This window comes from Desulfuromonas thiophila (genome assembly GCF_900101955.1).
Taxonomy (GTDB): Bacteria; Desulfobacterota; Desulfuromonadia; order Desulfuromonadales; family Desulfuromonadaceae; genus Pseudodesulfuromonas; species Pseudodesulfuromonas thiophila.
The window spans coordinates 1-16,868 of record NZ_FNAQ01000026.1 but is presented as its reverse complement, the minus strand read 5'-3'; the positions used below and the strand labels follow the sequence as shown (position 1 = coordinate 16,868).

Annotated in this window: 17 protein-coding genes and 2 riboswitches; of the genes, 13 read left to right on the top strand and 4 right to left on the bottom strand. The window is 61.9% G+C overall.

From position 1 onward, the window contains the following. On the top strand, positions 1–288 hold a 288-nt coding region (locus BLR80_RS12325), incomplete at its 5' end, for an integrase core domain-containing protein (protein ID WP_143012090.1). Between the two features lie 221 nt (positions 289–509). Here the strand turns inward: BLR80_RS12325 and BLR80_RS12320 are convergent. The 3 genes from BLR80_RS12320 to BLR80_RS12315 are packed head-to-tail and all read right to left on the bottom strand — an operon-like array spanning position 510 to position 3,308. After that, positions 510–1,088, bottom strand: a complete 579-nt coding sequence (locus tag BLR80_RS12320) for an anaerobic ribonucleoside-triphosphate reductase activating protein (protein WP_092080766.1) — start codon at positions 1,086–1,088, stop codon at positions 510–512. Between the two features lie 2 nt (positions 1,089–1,090). Beyond that, positions 1,091–1,249 (bottom strand): anaerobic ribonucleoside-triphosphate reductase, encoded by a 159-nt coding sequence (gene nrdD, locus BLR80_RS13360; RefSeq protein ID WP_143012173.1) that lies wholly within the window; start codon positions 1,247–1,249, stop codon positions 1,091–1,093. Then, positions 1,242–3,308: a ribonucleoside triphosphate reductase gene (locus BLR80_RS12315; RefSeq protein ID WP_092080763.1), complete on the bottom strand. Its 2,067-nt coding sequence runs from the start codon at positions 3,306–3,308 to the stop codon at positions 1,242–1,244. The genes nrdD and BLR80_RS12315 overlap by 8 nt, the downstream gene beginning before the upstream one ends. 147 nt (positions 3,309–3,455) lie before the next feature. After that, positions 3,456–3,634, bottom strand: a riboswitch (cobalamin riboswitch). Between the two features lie 177 nt (positions 3,635–3,811). Then, a riboswitch (cobalamin riboswitch) is annotated at positions 3,812–3,928 on the top strand. Positions 3,929–4,036: 108 nt separating this feature from the next. Here BLR80_RS12315 and cobC point away from each other — a divergent pair. The 12 genes from cobC to cobI (BLR80_RS12255) all read left to right on the top strand — a co-directional run bounded on the left by cobC (position 4,037) and on the right by cobI (BLR80_RS12255) (position 15,974). Continuing rightward, the gene (gene cobC, locus BLR80_RS12310; RefSeq protein ID WP_171906454.1) at positions 4,037–4,645 is read left to right on the top strand and encodes an alpha-ribazole phosphatase; all 609 of its coding nucleotides are present in this window, start codon (positions 4,037–4,039) and stop codon (positions 4,643–4,645) included. Beyond that, positions 4,635–5,189, top strand: a complete 555-nt coding sequence (cobU, locus tag BLR80_RS12305) for a bifunctional adenosylcobinamide kinase/adenosylcobinamide-phosphate guanylyltransferase (protein ID WP_092080756.1) — start codon at positions 4,635–4,637, stop codon at positions 5,187–5,189. Before cobC ends, cobU begins: the two co-directional genes overlap by 11 nt. Before the next feature lie 12 nt (positions 5,190–5,201). Beyond that, positions 5,202–6,308 (top strand): nicotinate-nucleotide--dimethylbenzimidazole phosphoribosyltransferase, encoded by a 1,107-nt coding sequence (gene cobT / locus BLR80_RS12300; protein ID WP_092080753.1) that lies wholly within the window; start codon positions 5,202–5,204, stop codon positions 6,306–6,308. Between the two features lie 511 nt (positions 6,309–6,819). Beyond that, positions 6,820–7,578, top strand: coding sequence for an adenosylcobinamide-GDP ribazoletransferase (gene cobS, locus BLR80_RS12295; protein ID WP_092080749.1), 759 nt, complete (start codon positions 6,820–6,822; stop codon positions 7,576–7,578). Beyond that, positions 7,575–10,172, top strand: coding sequence for a cobyric acid synthase (locus BLR80_RS12290; protein ID WP_092080746.1), 2,598 nt, complete (start codon positions 7,575–7,577; stop codon positions 10,170–10,172). Before cobS ends, BLR80_RS12290 begins: the two co-directional genes overlap by 4 nt. Next, the gene (cbiB, locus tag BLR80_RS12285; protein ID WP_245691534.1) at positions 10,172–11,143 is read left to right on the top strand and encodes an adenosylcobinamide-phosphate synthase CbiB; all 972 of its coding nucleotides are present in this window, start codon (positions 10,172–10,174) and stop codon (positions 11,141–11,143) included. Before BLR80_RS12290 ends, cbiB begins: the two co-directional genes overlap by 1 nt. Then, positions 11,140–11,850 carry a precorrin-8X methylmutase gene (locus BLR80_RS12280; protein WP_092080740.1) on the top strand — a complete coding sequence of 237 codons (711 nt, stop codon included), beginning with the start codon at positions 11,140–11,142 and terminating at the stop codon, positions 11,848–11,850. Before cbiB ends, BLR80_RS12280 begins: the two co-directional genes overlap by 4 nt. A gap of 17 nt (positions 11,851–11,867) precedes the next feature. After that, a complete protein-coding gene (locus tag BLR80_RS12275; RefSeq protein WP_171906453.1) occupies positions 11,868–12,755 on the top strand; it encodes a sirohydrochlorin cobaltochelatase in 888 nt (295 codons plus the stop codon). Then, a complete protein-coding gene (gene cobI / locus BLR80_RS12270; RefSeq protein WP_092080734.1) occupies positions 12,756–13,532 on the top strand; it encodes a precorrin-2 C(20)-methyltransferase in 777 nt (258 codons plus the stop codon). Further along, entirely contained in the window at positions 13,529–14,614 is a 1,086-nt protein-coding gene (cbiD, locus tag BLR80_RS12265; RefSeq protein WP_092080731.1) for a cobalt-precorrin-5B (C(1))-methyltransferase CbiD, read from the top strand. Before cobI (BLR80_RS12270) ends, cbiD begins: the two co-directional genes overlap by 4 nt. Continuing rightward, positions 14,611–15,243 (top strand): precorrin-6y C5,15-methyltransferase (decarboxylating) subunit CbiE, encoded by a 633-nt coding sequence (cbiE, locus tag BLR80_RS12260; RefSeq protein ID WP_092080728.1) that lies wholly within the window; start codon positions 14,611–14,613, stop codon positions 15,241–15,243. Before cbiD ends, cbiE begins: the two co-directional genes overlap by 4 nt. Then, complete coding sequence (gene cobI, locus BLR80_RS12255; protein WP_092080725.1) at positions 15,240–15,974, top strand: precorrin-2 C(20)-methyltransferase; 735 nt, start codon at positions 15,240–15,242, stop codon at positions 15,972–15,974. Before cbiE ends, cobI (BLR80_RS12255) begins: the two co-directional genes overlap by 4 nt. 663 nt (positions 15,975–16,637) lie before the next feature. Here cobI (BLR80_RS12255) and BLR80_RS12245 read toward each other — a convergent pair. Next, positions 16,638–16,868, bottom strand: a 231-nt coding sequence (locus BLR80_RS12245; protein ID WP_143012172.1) for an integrase core domain-containing protein, incomplete at its 5' end; no start/stop codon positions are given.

Here is a 16,868-nt window from a genome sequence, read left to right as displayed (position 1 = left end):
TCCCTGCGCATGGATCACGGCACCCAGTACCTCTCAGACCATTTTCAGAACCAGATCAAGTTCTGGGGGATCACTCCCAGCTTTGCCTTTGTTGCCGAACCCCAGACCAATGGAGTTGCCGAACGGTTCAACCGCACCTTGAAAGAGCAGGCCATCTATGGCCGGGTTTTCCGTAACATCACCGACGTTCGCGAAGCCGTGATGACCTTCGTGGAGCTTTACAACAGCGAATGGCGTGTTGAGAAAAACGGCTTCAGATCACCCGATGAAATCCGTCAGGCGGCGTAAGCTAAACTTCTGTCCAGGGAACCGGTTCCGCTACATGGTTTGCTCCAGCCTTTCGCGCTGTTTGCCGGGCAAGACCGTCTTGCTGCTACGATAACCCAAGCGTGTCAGGACCATCCTGAGCGGCACTTCAATGGGAATAGAGCGAAAAAAGTTGATCGGCGCAGACTCTGGCCGGCAAGAACCTTTGGGATTGGACATACTCTCCGTTGCAGAATCAGGAGTCATCGAAGCGGCTGCAGCACCAATTCCCCACCCCAGCCACGCACCATCGATTGCAGCTTTTCAAGGCGGCCTTCTTGCAACAGCCAAGGATCTAGCGTGGTACGAAACTGATGTGGCACAGAACTTAACCGGAGGAGCTGGACACTTTCTCTGGCGATAAGGCCGCTGGCAGGAACTCCGGTAATTCGTTCATAGTCCTCAAAGGGCGCCTTGATATCCAGACCAACCCAGTCACACAGCGGCAGCAGCTTTTTCAGATGCGCTGGATAAGCGCCATTGGTGTGCAGTCCCACCTTCATGCCCAACTCTTTGACTTCTTCCATGGCGGCATGCAACATCGGCTGAGCGGTTGGCTCACCGCCACTGAACACCACACCATCCAGTCGGCCCCGCCGCTGCGCCAGAAAGACCCGAATAAGCCGCCAGTCCAGCGACTGGCGGCCTTGACTTGGAATCAGATCCGCATTGTGGCAGTAGGAACACCGCCAGGGGCAGCCCTGGCAGTACACCACAGCCGCCAGTTGGTCGGGGAAATCAATGGTCGTGCAACGGGTGATGCCACCGACCTGCAAGAACATGACTAGCGGGCCTGCTCTTGGCAGAAAAAGCGGCGCTGGTGATGCTCGGATTTCTTGCCGGCGTTGAACGAACTCACCGGCCGGTGGTAGCCCATGACACGGGTCCAGACTTCGCAGGGCTGGCGCAGATTTTCCTTAAGAACGGTTTTGGTATCAGGCATGGTCTTTCTCCTTCGCGTTGGTGGTGCTAGAGATTGTGGCGCCGGCACGGAGCAGTGTCGCGTCGCATTGGGGACAGAACGGATGCTCGCCCGGCAGATAGCCGTGCACCGGACAGATGGAAAAGGTTGGCGTGATCGTCAGGTACGGAATACGGTAGTTCTCCAGCACCCGGCGCACCAGCTTGCGGCAGGTATTGGGACTGCCAATCGGCTCACCCATGTACAGGTGAAAGACGGTACCCCCGGTATACTTGCGCTGCAGGGCTTCCTGCAGTTCCAGCGCTTCGAAGGGATCATCGGTGAAGCCGACCGGCAACTGCGAAGAGTTGGTGTAGTAGGGCGCATCCGGTGTGCCAGCCTGAAGCATAGCCGGAAAACGTTTCTTGTCCTCGCGGGCCAGACGGTAAGTGGTGCCTTCGGCCGGAGTAGCCTCCAGGTTATACAGATGACCGGTCTGCTCCTGAAACACCACCATGCGCTGACGGACATGGTCCATGAAGCGGAGAGCAAACGCCTGCCCGCTTTCGCTGGTGATGTCGTCCCCATCATGGGTAAAGTTGCGGATCATCTCGTTGATACCATTGACACCGATGGTAGAGAAGTGGTTGCGCAGGGTACCGAGATAGCGCTTGGTGTAGGGAAACAGTCCCTGGTCCATCTGGCGCTGGATGGTCTTGCGCTTAACCTCCAGGCTGGTGCGAGCCAGTTCCAGAAGTCTGTCCAGGCGGGCAAACAGGCCGATCTCGTCACCGGCGTGTTGATAGCCTAACCGGGCACAGTTGATAGTCACCACGCCAATGGAGCCAGTCTGCTCGGCCGAGCCGAACAGGCCATTACCGCGCTTGAGCAGTTCGCGCAGATCAAGCTGCAGGCGACAACACATGGAGCGCACCATGTTCGGCTGCAGCTCCGAATTAAGAAAGTTCTGGAAATACGGCAAACCGTACTTGGCGGTCATGCTGAACAACCGCTCGGCATTTTCGCTTTCCCAGGGAAAATCCGGCGTCATGTTGTAGGTCGGGATGGGAAACGTGAACACCCGCCCCTTGTCGTCGCCGGTCGTCATCACCTCGATGTAGGCGCGGTTGATCAGGTCCATCTCCGCCTGCAACTCGCCATAGGTAAACGGCATCTCCTCGCCGCCGATCACCGGCACCTGATTCTTCAGGTCTTCCGGGCAGGTCCAGTCAAAGGTAAGGTTGGTGAACGGCGTCTGCGTGCCCCAGCGCGACGGCACGTTGAGGTTGAAGATCAGCTCCTGCATCTGCTGTTTGATCTCGTCGTAGCTGAGCCTGTCCTTGCGCACGAACGGCGCCAGGTAGGTGTCGAACGAACTGAACGCCTGCGCTCCCGCCCATTCATTCTGCAAGGTGCCAAGGAAGTTGACGATCTGACCGATAACGCTGGAGAGATGGCGCGGCGGTGCCGCTTCCACCTTGCCGGGTACGCCGTTGAAGCCCTCCTGCAGCAGCATGCGCAACGACCAACCGGCGCAGTAGCCGGACAGCATATCGAGATCGTGGACATGCAGACTGCCGTCGCGATGGGCCTCTCCCAACTCCGGGGCATAGACATGGTTGAGCCAGTAGTTGGCCGTCACCTTGCCGGAGATGTTGAGGATCAGCCCGCCGAGGGAATAGCCCTGATTGGCATTCGCGTTGACTCGCCAGTCCGATTGGTCGAGATACTCATTGATGGACGACGCCACATCGACCAAGGTCTGCCGATCCTGTCGCAGTTTCTGGTGTTGTTCGCGGTACACCGCATAGGCCCGTAGGGTAGCGAAGTGGTTGGCTGAAATCAGCGTCTGTTCCACCACATCCTGAATCTGTTCAACCTTGGGAGGCTGACCGGCGAAACGGTGGCGCAACACCTTGAGAGCCTGCTGTGTCAGTAGAGCGGCTTCGGCGTCATCAAATTCGCCCGTGGCCTTACCGGCACGGGCAATGGCGAAACAGATACGTTCACTGTCGAACAGCACCTGGCTACCGTCACGCTTGACAACCACGCTAGGTAATCCCAGGGCAACAACTTGTTCGGAATACCCAGGCTTCGACATCGTCTACTCCTTGTATGTGTCGGATTCGTGTTTCGGAAGACTGTTAGCGCAAAAACATAAAAAGTCCGCAGGCGCCAAGGCATCCTGCGGACTTATCGCATTCTAAATCCGGATACGGGTCTCACTCTTCCCTTACCACGAGGAAATACCGAGTGTTCAGATCAGGCAGGTCTTCTGGCTCGCACTTCAACCTTCAGGCGCCTTCCCGGTCAGAAGACCAGTGGCATTAAGCCTGTCGTCTGTGCTCACAGCGGCGGGTCCGCGGGGGCATTGCACCCCTCTTCCCTATCAAGCCCTTACGGGCACCATGATCCACGATATGGGTTCCACTGAAAGTGGATATTTTTGGTTCTCTTTAGCCGAGGCATACGAAGCTGTCAAGGGGTTTCGCCCCGCACGATGCCGACGGCTGGCCCAACTGCGCCGATTCATAAACAATTAAATCATATTGAGGTGACAAGCGCATTTTTTTTCTCTACCGTCCTGGCCAACAAACAGGCCCACCATAAAAAAAATAATCGGACTCGTGGAAGACGGTGCAAATCCGTCGCGGACCCGCCACTGTGTTCGTCGCTTGACCGCGACGTCAGTCAGATACACGCCCGATTCATTTGTTCGCCCCACCTTCGTGGAATGAGGTGGCTGAACCCGACTTGCGGATTAAATACGGAATCCCCGCAACCTTTTCTGGTTGCGGGGATTTTTTTTGACCGATGACGGCACCGTCCATGACCACACAGATTACCCTCATCCGCCATGCCGCCATCGCCACGGAATTTGACGGTCATTATATCGGCCGCAGCGATGTACCGCTCAGTGCCGACGGCAGGCAGCAGGCCGAACGTCTGGTCCGCCATCTCAGCCGGCCCGGCTTTCCCGCCATCGATGCCCTGTGGTGCAGCCCGGCCCAACGCGCCCGCCAGACCGCCGAGCCCCTGATCCGCCAGTCGCTCCGTCCGGTCACCATTGACGAGCGCCTGCAAGAGATCAATTTCGGCGACTGGGAAGGGTTGGATTTCGCCCAGATTCTCCACAACGACCCGCAGCGCGTCAATCAATGGGCCGCCTTTACCGACGATTTCTGTTTCCCCGCCGGGGAATCGCTGAAGCAGTTCCGCCACCGTCTCGATGCCGTTGTGGAAAGCATCTTGGCCGAACAGGCCGGCCACCTGGTCATCGTCAGCCATGGCGGCGTGTTGCGCGGACTGATTTGCCAGTTACTCGGCTGGTCATTAAAAGACCATCTGAAATTCACCATTGAACGGGGTGGCTATGCCACGCTGTATTTGGATGGATGTCATGCCGTCTTGACCGGACTGTATAACCATGGCGTCTAAGCCCTTGACCAACCATCTCCTCTACATCAGCGGCGGCGCCCGCAGCGGCAAGAGCCGTTACGCTGAGCAGCGCGCCCTGGCCCTGACCGGACCACGCCGTTACATCGCCACCTGCCCGGTGATTGATGACGAGATGGCGGTGCGCATCGACCGCCACCAACAGCGCCGCGCCGATCAAGGTTGGCAGACGATTGAGGAGCCGGTGGATCTGGTTGCGGCGCTGGACGCCAGCCGTGACAGTGCCGTCGTGCTGATCGATTGCGTCACCCTGTGGATCAATAACCTGCTCTATGTCGCGGAAACGGAGCAGCAAACGCTCGACGAAGACGCCATTCACCGCCTCACCCTCCAAATGATTGACGCCGCCCGCCAGGGCCAGCGCACGGTGATCTTCGTCTCCAACGAGCTGGGCATGGGCATTGTGCCGGCGGATGCCCTGTCGCGCCATTACCGCGACCTGATCGGCCGCTGCAACCAAACCCTGGCCGCCCACGCCGACGAAGCCGTCTTCCTGGTTTCCGGCCTGCCATTGTCCCTGAAATAGAGGAAGACATTTATGCATTCGAACACGTTACTGTCCCAGACTCTCAACGCCATCACCCCGGCCGATACAGTCATGCGCCAGCAGGCCCGCGCCCGCCTCGACCAGTTGGCCATCCCGCACTGGGCTCTGGGTCAGTTGATGGATACGGCCGAAGAGCTGGCCGCCATGACCCGCTCCATGGCGCCGTCGGTGAAACGCAAAGCCATTGCCGTCATGGCCGGCGACCACGGCATTGTCGCCGCCGGAGTCAGCAGGTTTCCCCAGGCCGTCACCGTCGAGATGGTGCGCAACTTCCTCAACGGTAAAGCCAGCATCAACGCCCTGGCACGCCAGGTCGGTGCCAGCCTCACCGTGGTCGATGCCGGGGTGGCCGGAGATTTGACGGAACTCTACCACCACGACGCGCTGTGGAACCGCAAGGTAGCCGCAGGTACCGCGGATTTGTCACGGGGACCGGCCATGAGCCGCGCCCAGGCGATTCAGTGTCTCGAAGTGGGTATTGAGGTCGCCAATCATCTCGCTGACACCACAGATCTCTACGCCACCGGCGATATGGGCATCGGCAACACCAGCCCGTCCAGCGCCATCATCGCCTGCCTGTGCGGCTGCGACATCGCCACCGTCACTGGCCGCGGCACCGGCCTCGACGATGCGGCGCTCAACAACAAGATTGCCGTACTCGACCGCGCTCTGGCCCTTAACCGGCCCGATGCCGCCGACGGCCTCGACGTGCTGAGCAAGGTGGGCGGCTTTGAGATCGGCGCCATTGCCGGGCTGATCCTCGGCGCGGCGGCCCAGCGCAAGCCGGTGGTGATCGACGGCATCATCTCCACCGCCGGTGCCCTCATCGCTGCCAGCCTGGTTCCGGCCAGCCGCGATTATATGATCGCCGGCCACTGCAGCGTCGAACCGGGCCACCGCATCGCCCTGAATCATCTCGGCAAGGCCCCGCTACTCGATCTGCGCCTGCGCCTCGGCGAAGGCACCGGCGCGGCTTTGGCCATGCATCTGGTGGAAGCGGCGGTGGCCGTGCTGACGGAGATCGCCACCTTTGAAGAGGCGGCGGTGTCTCAGGCGAATACGCCTGAGTCGGCAAACACGGAGAGCGTTGCTCAGTGAAACGAATTGCGCTGGCGAACGTTAGGTTTTCCGCCTGCTGAACGGAAGTACTGGACGGCTAAGGAACCCTCTGTCGCAGGGCAGGCACCGGCCACCCGTTTATACAGGTGCCACGGGAAAAATAGAAAGCGACGGAAACATGGCATCAACGTTTTACGCCAAGGCTGACAAGGCGCACGATTCGCCGACCTAAAGGGCGGCGAGCCGAATCGATAAAGCATCACGGAAACAGACACAGTGTAGGTGAATCAAGGTCCAGGAGAAGTTCAGCCGGTTTTTGCATCCTTTTGAGCGGCCAGTCAAAAGGATGTCGCCTGCCGGGGCGAGTCCCGGCGACCTTGACCTTGATCTTGCTTTTTCGTGGGTCATAAACGGTACAGATCACTCTTGGGGACATTATCCGTTCGCAATGTTGGTACGCACATGACGCGGGCTTCCGCGCCCGCACGTCGGGCTACTTTTGCGTCGACAAAAGTAGCGCAAAATCGACTCCCGACCAGGAAACCACAACATGCTGCAATCCTTTTTTTCGGCCCTCAGTTTTCTCACCATCGTGCGTGTGCCGCACAGCTGGTGCGGCGATGAAACCGCGCTGTCGCGCAGCCTCGACTGGTACGCCGTCGTTGGCCTGCTCATCGGTGCGGTCATGGCGCTGCTCGATCACCTGTTGTGCGCCACGATGCCGGGGACCCTGCTGCCCAGCGCATTGCTGGTAGTGGCATTGATCGCCATTAGCGGCGGGCTGCATATCGACGGCGTCGCCGACAGTGCCGACGCCTTTATGAGTTCGCGCGACCGCGACACCATGCTCACCATCATGAAAGACAGCCGCGTCGGCGCCATGGGCGCTCTAACGCTGACCGGATTGCTGCTAATCAAATTCGCCGCCCTCGCCTCGCTGCCCAGCGACGCCCGCTGGCCGGTGATTCTGCTCACGCCTCTGGCCGGACGCGTCGCCCTGGTATTGCCGCTGGTCAGTCTGCCTTACGCCCGCCCCGGCGGACTGGCCACCCTGTCCCATCAGCAAGCCGAGCCGCGTCACGCCTGGCTGGCCGTTTCGCTGTTGCTGGTAACCGCCCTGATGGTGCTGCAGGGACGCGGTTTGATCATCGCCGCCCTGGTTCTGCTGGCCACGCTGCTGTTCGGCCGTTACTGCCGCGGCAAGATTGGCGGTTTCACCGGCGACACCCTTGGCGCGACCTGCGAGTTGGCCGAACTGGTCACGCTGATTGCGGCGGTGCTGGTGCTGCCCCATGGAGGGTTGTCATGACGTTGAACCAGCCTCCCCGCCACCAGCACGGCGGCAACCTCAGCCAACTGTTGCAACGCAGCGGCACGGACACGCTGGTGGATTTTTCCGCCAACCTCAACCCGCTGGGGCCGCCGGAATGGCTGCGCCCGCTGATCAGCGCCCACATCAGCGACCTGGTGCACTACCCCGATCCACACTGTAGCGCCCTGACCCAGGCTGTGGCCGAGCGCTTTGCCACCACCACGGATCAGGTGCTGATCGGCAACGGCGCCAGCGAACTGCTCCATCTGCTCATCCGCGGTCTGGCCAAAACGCGGTTGGTGCTACCGCTGCCCAGCTATGCCGATTATAACGAAGTGGCACGCCTCCACGCCATGCACGTCACCTCCCTTGTATTGAGTGAAAGCAACGGCTTTGCACTGGAGTTGGATACCCTGGAAACGTGTCTGGATGCAGACCACGCCGCCGACACCCTGGTGATCCTCGGCCAGCCCAACAACCCCACCGGCAGCCAATTGGCCGTGGAAGAGCTGCGCGCCCTGGTCCGGCGACATCCGCTAACGACATTCCTCATCGACGAATCGTTCCTCGATCTCAGCGATGCGCCCGCCAGTCTCGGCCATGAGCGCCCGGCCAACGTCATCATCCTGCAGTCGCTGACCAAGACCTACGCCATCGCCGGATTGCGCCTCGGCATCGCCCTCGGCAATGCCGACCTCATGGCGCGTTGTCGCCGTCTGCAACCGTTGTGGAGCGTCAACACCCTGGCGCAGGAGGTGGGCCAAGCCGCCCTGGCCGACGACGACTACCGCCTACGCAGCCGCGCCTTTGTCCGTGAGCAGCGCCAGGCGTTGGCCGAGATGGTGGCACAACTGCCGGGCGTCAGCGTGTTCCCCGGTAACGCCAACTTTCTGCTCTGCCGCCTCGATCATCCCCAGTTCACTGCCGTGCACCTGACGGAGCAGGCCCTGCAGCAGGGCATCGCCCTGCGCGCCTGCGATAACTTTGCCGGACTCGACGCCCGTTACTTCCGCGTGGCCGTGCGTCCGCCCGCAGAGCAGCAACGCCTCGAACAGGTGCTCACCGGCCTGCTCGCCCCGCGCCGGGCCATCCCCCGAAAACGCAAAACCCCGGCCCTCATGTTCCAGGGCACCGGCTCCAATGCCGGCAAGAGTGTCCTCACCGCCGCCCTGTGCCGCATCCTCTACCAGGATGGCTTTGATGTGGCACCGTTCAAAGCGCAGAACATGTCGCTCAATTCCTTCGTCACTTGCGACGGCGGCGAGATGGGCCGCGCCCAGGTGATGCAGGCCCAGGCCTGCCGCCTCGACCCGGACGTGCGCATGAACCCGGTGCTGCTCAAGCCCAACAGCGACACCGGCTCGCAGATCATCGTCCTCGGCAAGGCGGTCGGCAACATGCATTTTCGCGCTTATGCCGAACACAAGCGCGACATCTTCGAACAGGTCAAACGCAGCTACGACAGCCTGGCCGCCGAGCATCAGGTGATGGTGCTCGAAGGCGCGGGCAGCCCGGCCGAAATCAACCTCAAATCCGGCGACATCGTCAATATGAACATGGCCCGTTACGCCGCCGCCCCGGTGCTGCTGGTGGGCGATATCGACCGCGGCGGCGTGTTTGCCTCGTTCGTCGGCACCATGGAACTGCTCAACGAAGCGGAGCGCCATCAGGTGGCCGGGTTCGTCATCAACCGTTTTCGCGGTGATGCTACCCTGCTCGGCAGCGCCCTCGACGCCACCCTGCGCCATAGCGGCAAACCGGTGCTCGGTGTGGTCCCCTATCTTCATCGCCTCGGTCTGCCCGAAGAGGATTCGGTGTCGTTCAAGCAGGGCACGCTCCATACCGCAACGGATGCGATGGCGGAAGACGGCCTCGACATCGCGATCATCGACCTGCCACACATCTCCAACTTTACCGACATCGATGCCCTGACCATTGAGCCGGATGTGCGGCTGCGCGTGGTGCGCCACGCCGACCAGTTGGGCCGCCCGGACGCGCTGATCCTGCCCGGCAGCAAGAATGTCGCTGCCGATCTGATCCATCTGCGCCATAGCGGCCTGGCGGACAGGCTTTTGCAACGGGCTGATGACGAACGCTGCGAGATCGTCGGCATCTGCGGCGGTTTCCAGATGCTCGGCACCACCCTGCGCGACCCCCATGCCATCGAAGGGACCAAGGAGCCTCTAGCGGGCCTCGGTCTGCTGCCCCTCGATACCTGCCTGGAGCCGGACAAAACCACGCTGCAAACCCGCTGCCAGCATCTCCCCTCCGGTCATGACCTGATCGGTTACGAGATCCACCACGGTCATACGACCGCCGCCGGTCTGCAACCTCTGGCCTACAACGCCGCCGGGGAGCTGATCGGCGGGGCCATGCGCAACGGTCGGGTGTGGGGCACTTATTTGCACGGTCTGTTCGATGCCGATCCGTTCCGCCGCTGGTTCATCGACCGCCTGCGCCAGCGACGCGGCTGGCCGTGCGATGGTCGCATCCGTGCCTGTTACGATCTGGAACCGGCCTTTGACCGCCTTGCCGACACGGTGCGCGCCGCCCTCGACCTGGACGCCCTGTATCGGAGGATCGGCCTGTGATGCCGCTGTGGATGCATCTGTTGGCCGCCCTGGCCCTCGACGCCCTGTGTGGTGATCCGCCGCGTTGGCCGCATCCGGTGCAGGCCATCGGTCGCGCTGCCCTGGCCGTGGAAGCTCCGCTGCGCCGCCGGCTGGATGACGGCTTTCGCGCCGGGCTGGTCGCGGTCATGGTGATGGTCGGCGGCACTGCCCTGCTCAGCGCTGCTGTGGTGTATGGCGCGGCAGCAATCCACCCGCGCCTTGGCGACCTGGTTTCCATCCTCGTCCTCTACACCACCCTGGCGACACGCAGCCTCAGCGATCATGCCCGCGCCGTGCAGCTCCCATTGCAACAGGGCGATCTGACCACGGCCCGCGCCCAACTGGCGCGCCTGGTGGGACGCGATACCGAACAGTTGAACGAGGCGGAAATCAGCCGTGCCACCGTCGAAAGTGTGGCGGAAAACACCGTGGACGGCGTCACCGCACCGCTGCTGTTCGCCGTGGTCGGCGGACCGGTGGCAGCCATGACCTACAAGGCCATCAACACCCTCGATTCCACCTTCGGCTACAAAACCGAGCGCTACCTCCATTTTGGTCGTGCTGCCGCACGCCTCGACGATGCGGCCAATTTCATCCCGGCGCGCCTCACCGCGCTGCTGACCATTCCGGCGGCAGCACTGGCCGGGCTCGACGGGAAAAAAGCCTGGCGCATCCTGCGCCGCGATCGCCACAACCACCCCAGCCCCAACGGCGGCCAGATCGAGGCGGCCGTAGCCGGCGCGCTGCACGTCCGCCTCGGCGGCGCAAACCGTTACTTCGGCCAGTCCTCGTTTCGCCCCTACTTGGGCGATGCTGACCAGCCTCTGACGGCACACCATATCGGTGCCGGGCTGCGTCTGATGATCTGGACCACCGCCCTGGTTGCCGTGGTCGGTCTGATCGGACGCAGTGCTTTTATCGCTTTTTATAACGGGAGTTTTACCCCATGACATCCTCTCAAGACCCGACACCACCCACGCGACCGCTGATCTACGACCTCTATGACCAGCCGGTCAGCGGCGCGGAGATCGAACGCCGCTCGTTTGCCGCCATCGACGCCGAGGCAAATCGCAGCGGCTTCAGTGACGCGCAGTGGCAGGTGGTGCGCCGCCTGATCCACACCACCGCCGATTTCAGCCTCGCCGAGCATATCCGCTTCAGTGACGACGCCTTCAGCTCCTGCGCTGCGGCCCTGCTACGCGGGGCGACCATTTACGCCGACAGCAACATGATCCGCTCCGGGCTGTCCGTGGCGCGGCTGCAGCAGATCCATCCCGGCTACCAGCGCGACAGCATCCTGTGTCACGTCGCCGACACTGATGTCGCCGAGCAGGCCAAAGACAGCGGACTACCACGCTCACTGTTCGCCGTGCGCAAGGCTGCTGATCAGCTCGACCGCAGCATCATCCTCATCGGCAATGCGCCGGTGGCGCTGCTGGAGATCAACCGGCTGATCCTCGAACAGGGACTGCGCCCGGCGCTGGTGATCGGTATGCCCGTGGGCTTTGTGCATGTGTTGGAGAGCAAGGAGGAGTTGCAGACCACTGGCGTGCCCTACATTGTTATTGAGGGGCGGCGGGGTGGAAGTCCGTTGGCGGTGGCTTGTTTGCATGCGTTGTGTCTGCTGACAGCGGCCGATGCCACCTTAACCCCTTGACCCCGATGGGAGCCCCTATGTTTACCGTACCGCCCGATTCCACACATCCTGCCTCCCCCTCTTGTCCGGCCGAAACGCCACCCACCATTGTTCTGGTAGCCTTCGGCACTTCAGTGGACGAAGCACGGCAGGTGTACGATTTCATCGATGGTCAGGCCCGCCAGCGCTACCCCGACCATGACATCCAGTGGGCCTTCACCTCTCAATTCATCATCGACAAACTCAAACAGCGTGGCATCCGCACCCGCAACCTTGCCGAAGTCATGGCCGATCTGCGAACGCGCGGGGCACGGCGTATCGCCTGCCAGAGTCTGCATGTGGTGCCGGGGCAGGAATATCAGGCCCTGTTCAGCGCCAACAACGACGGCCTGCAGGTGGTGTTCGGTGACCCGCTGATGACCAGCAACGCCGATATTGAAGCGACCATTGCCGCCCTGGCTCCGTCGCTTGACGCTGACGAAACCACCGTGGTGGTCGCTCATGGCAACAGGAACTATCCCGAATTCAACCGGCGGCTGGTAAAATTCGCCGCCGCCATTGAAGCGCGCTACCCCAAGCTCACCGTGGCCAGCGTCGAGGGCACGCCGGGCACCGCTGGGCTGGAAACGCTCAAGGCCCGTCAGCCTGAGCAGGTTCACTTTGTCCCGCTGATGATCGTTGCCGGCGATCACATCATGAACGACGTCCTCGGCGACGAAGACGACAGCTGGAAAAACCTCCTTCAGGTCGCTCAGGTCCGCTGCAGCCCTTCACTGGGCTGGAATCCCGCCATTCTCGCCATTTATTTTGATCACCTTGATCGCGCGCTGAATCACCTGGCGCGATTTCCGGACGGCTATTCCGGCCAGCCCCCGGCGGGCGCTTCGGCTCCGGTTCCTGCCCCTGTTCCCGTGAGCGAGGTCTGAATGGCGATTCCCGATCCTTTAGCCGGCATTTCCGGCAAAGGCCCACAACCCGGCCACTTCTACGCCGTCGGCATCGGCCCCGGCGCCCCGGACCTGCTCACCCTGCGCGCGGCACGCCTGGTCGAACAGTGCGATGTCATCCTGTCGCCCCAGGCCAGAACCGCCACCAAAAGCCTGGCCCTCGAAGCGGTGCGCCCGTTCCTCAGCAATCAGGAGATCATGGTTCTCAACTACCCCATGGAACGCAACGACCAGAACACCCGCCAGCGCTGGCAGCAACTGGCCGATGATGTGGTGCAACGCTGCGCACACGGGCAATCCGTGGTTCAGGTGACCCTCGGCGATCCGCTGATCTTTGCCACCAGTTCCTACCTGTTGCAGGCTCTGGCCGACCACATGCCCGCCGACCACCTGCACGTGGTGCCAGGCATCAGCGCCTTCCAGACCTCGGCCAGTCGCTTTGGCGAAGTGCTGACCCTGCAGGAGGACCGCCTGACCCTGATGTCGGCCACCAACCTTGACGCCGTGGCCCAGGCCCTCGACCACTGCGAAACCCTGGTATTGTACAAAGCAGGCGGCTGCATCGAAGCGCTGATGGACCTGCTGCGCCCGCGCAACCTGCTCAGCCGGGCGCGGCTGGTGAGCTGCGGCGAACAGGGCGATCATGAGCTGCTGGTCGACGACCTCAGCCAATGGACCATGACGCCGTTAAGCTACATGACCACCCTGATCGTCAAAATCGGTCAACGCGGCTGGCAGGAGAACGCCGCGTCATGAGCGCCGAGCTGAAGGGTGGCATCACTACCGGCAGTTGTGCGGCTCTGGCGGCTAAGGCCGCGGCCTTGTTGCTGTTCCGTCATGAGCGGGTGGAACAGGTGGAAATCGCGTTGCCCGACGGCAGTCGTCTGATGTGGCCCGTGGCTTCGCTGGAGCGGAGCGATGACAGCGCCGAGGCCAGTATCATCAAGGATGCCGGTGACGATCCCGATGTCACCCACGGCGCACGGATTCGTGTGCGCCTGACGCCGAGCCGTGGCACGGAGGTCATCTTCCGCGCCGGACCCGGCGTCGGCACTGTCACCCTGCCCGGCTTGGCTCTGGCTGTCGGTGAAGCCGCCATCAACCCGGTGCCGCGCACCATGATTATAGCGGCCATTCGCGAAGTGACCGAGCACGGCGTCATGGTCACCGTGGCCGTGGACGGCGGCGAAGAGCTGGCGGCAAAAACCTTTAATCCCAAACTCGGCATTGAAGGCGGCATCTCCATCATCGGCACCAGCGGCCGGGTACGCCCGTTCAGCGCCCCTGCCCTGCAGCAATCGCTCAAGTGCGCCCTCGACATCTGTGTTGCCAGCGCCACCACCGCCCCGGTGTTTGTGCCGGGCAACATGGGGCGCAACGCCGCCCTGCGTGCGTTTCATCTCAAAACACAACAGGTGGTAGAGGTGAGTAACGAGTGGGGCTACATGCTCGAACAGGCGCAAGCGCAGCCGTTTACAGCGCTGCTGATGCTCGGGCACCCCGGCAAGCTGGCCAAGCTGGCCATGGGTCAGTGGAACACCCACTCCGGCCAATCCGACAGTGCCGTGCCCTTTGTCGCTGATCTGGCCCATCAGGTGCTGCAGCGTCCGCTGACTGACACCACCACCGTTGAAGGAGTCTTCATGGAGTGCCTGACCGACCCGCAGCGTCGCCGGGTGGCGGATCGCCTCGCCGAAGCGATTCAACGCAACACCGCCGCGAGGTTTCCCGCCTGCTGGCAGCCACAGGTGGTGCTGATCAACCTCAAGGGCGATATTCTCGGCAGCGCTGGAGACTTGCAGCCCTGGCTGCGCCATCTTGAGCAGGAGAGCCTATGACACCGCCTATTATCATCGCCGGTTGCGGCCCCGGCCATGGCGACTATCTGACCACGGCGGTTCGCAATGCCGTAGCTGATGCCGATGTGTTGGTCGGCGCACGTCACCTGCTGGAGCTGTTCCCAGAGGTCAAAGCCACGCGCCTGACCGTTGGGGCCGATATCCCGGCGGTGCTCGTGGAGATGGAAAAACACCGCGACCAACAGATGGTGGTGCTGGTGTCCGGCGACAGCGGCCTGTTCAGCCTGGCGCGCCGCGTTCAGCAGCATTTCGGCCGCGAGCACTGCCAAGTGATCCCCGGCATCAGCTCGGTGCAGGTGGCCTGTGCCCGGCTGGGCATCGACTGGAACGATCTGCGTATCGTCAGCGCCCATGGCCGCGCCCCCGCAGCCACCGTTGACGAGCTGCGGCACTGGCACAAAATCGCCATCCTCGCCGGTACTCGAGCTGCCACGATGTGGGCCGCTGATCTGCTGGAGCAGTTGGGCACAGACTACCGGGCCATGGTGTGCGAAAACCTCACCCTGGCCGAAGAGAAGATTCACCCCTGCGATGCCGCTACATTACGTCAGGCCAGCTTGGCGTCGCGCACCATCATTATGCTGCTGCATCAGGAGGTGATGTCATGACCCAGCCGCAACAGGGAACATTTTACGGCGTCGGTGTCGGCCCCGGTGACCCGGAACTGCTCACCCTCAAGGCGGTACGCGTGCTGCACCAGTGCCACGCCATCTACGTGCCGACCTCGCGCCTCAGCCGCCAGACCTATGTTGCCGACATCGCCGCCACCCATGCGGCGGCAAATTGCGCCATCGTGCCGGTGACCTTCTCCCTGGCCGACCACGCCGCCACACGCCAGCAGCACTGGCAGGGGACCGCGCTGGAGATCGCCGGTCGCTTGCAGGCCGGGCAGGATGTGGCCCTGGTCACCCTGGGTGATGCGCTGCTCTACTCCACCTACATCTACCTGCTGCGCGCCCTGTATGCGGTGTTCCCGCAGGCTCAGGTTGAAACGGTGCCGGGTATCAGCGCCGTCAGCGCTGTTGCGGCCCTGACCTGCTGCCCACTCGGTGAAGGGGAGCAGCCGCTGACCATTATCCCAGCGGCGAATGATCTGGAGAAGCTGCGCGCGTTGATCACGTCGGGCAGCGGCGTGGCCATCATGAAAATTGGTCGCCGCCTGGCGCAGTTGATCGAGCTGCTCGACCAGTGCGCGGCTCTGGAGCGCAGCGTGTTCGTGGCCCGTGCCGGGCTGCCGGAGCAGCGGGTGGAACTGGATCTGAATCAGCTGCGCGATGCGCCAGCGGATACCGGGAATTTGGCGGTGATTTTGGTGGCGCCACGATGCGAAGAAAGATGAGCCAAAGGTTCGCCAACCACCAAAGCTCTCCCGTTCAGTGGCGCCGAACGGAGAGAACGGTCACCGCGATGATCGTCGGCAAATGTTTGAGGACTGTGGCAAACAGGGCGAGTTCTTGCCGACAGCGCGGTGTAAGTGAATGGAGTGAGGGAACCCGCAGGGTGCAATGACGGGAGTCGATTTTGCGTTACTTTTGTCGACGCAAAAGTGACCCGACGTGCGGGCACGGAAGCCCGCGTCATGTGGGCACCAGCAATGAGAACAGATGAGGTTCGCCGGAACGATCAGTTTCGTGATGCGGACCACAGAGGAATCAAGGGCAAGAGCAAAATCAAGGTCAAGATCGCCGGGATTCGCCCCGGCAGGCGCCATCCTTTTGGCAAGCCGCCCAAAAGGATGCAAAAGCCAGCTGAACTTCTCCTGACCCTGGATCAACCTGCACTGTGTCGGTTTCCGTGATGCTTCACAGACTCGGCTCGCCGCCCTTTAGGTCGGCGAATCGTGCGAGTTGGAAACTCTGGCGTAAAACGTTGATAACAGGCTTACGCCGCACTCTATTTTTTTCGTGGCACGGATCAAACGGGTGGGGCGGTGCCCACCCTACGACAGAGGGTTATTTAGCATCCAGTGTAGCGGAACCGGTTCCCTGGACACAAGTTTAGCTTACGCCGCCTGACGGATTTCATCAGGTGATCTGAAGCCGTTTTTCTCAACACGCCATTCGCTGTTGTAAAGCTCCACGAAGGTCTTCACGGCTTCGCGAACGTCGGTGATGTTACGGAAAACCCGGCCATAGATGGCCTGCTCTTTCAAGGTGCGGTTGAACCGTTCGGCAACTCCATTGGTCTGGGGTTCGGCAACAAAGGCAAAGCTGGGAGTGATCCCCCAGAACTT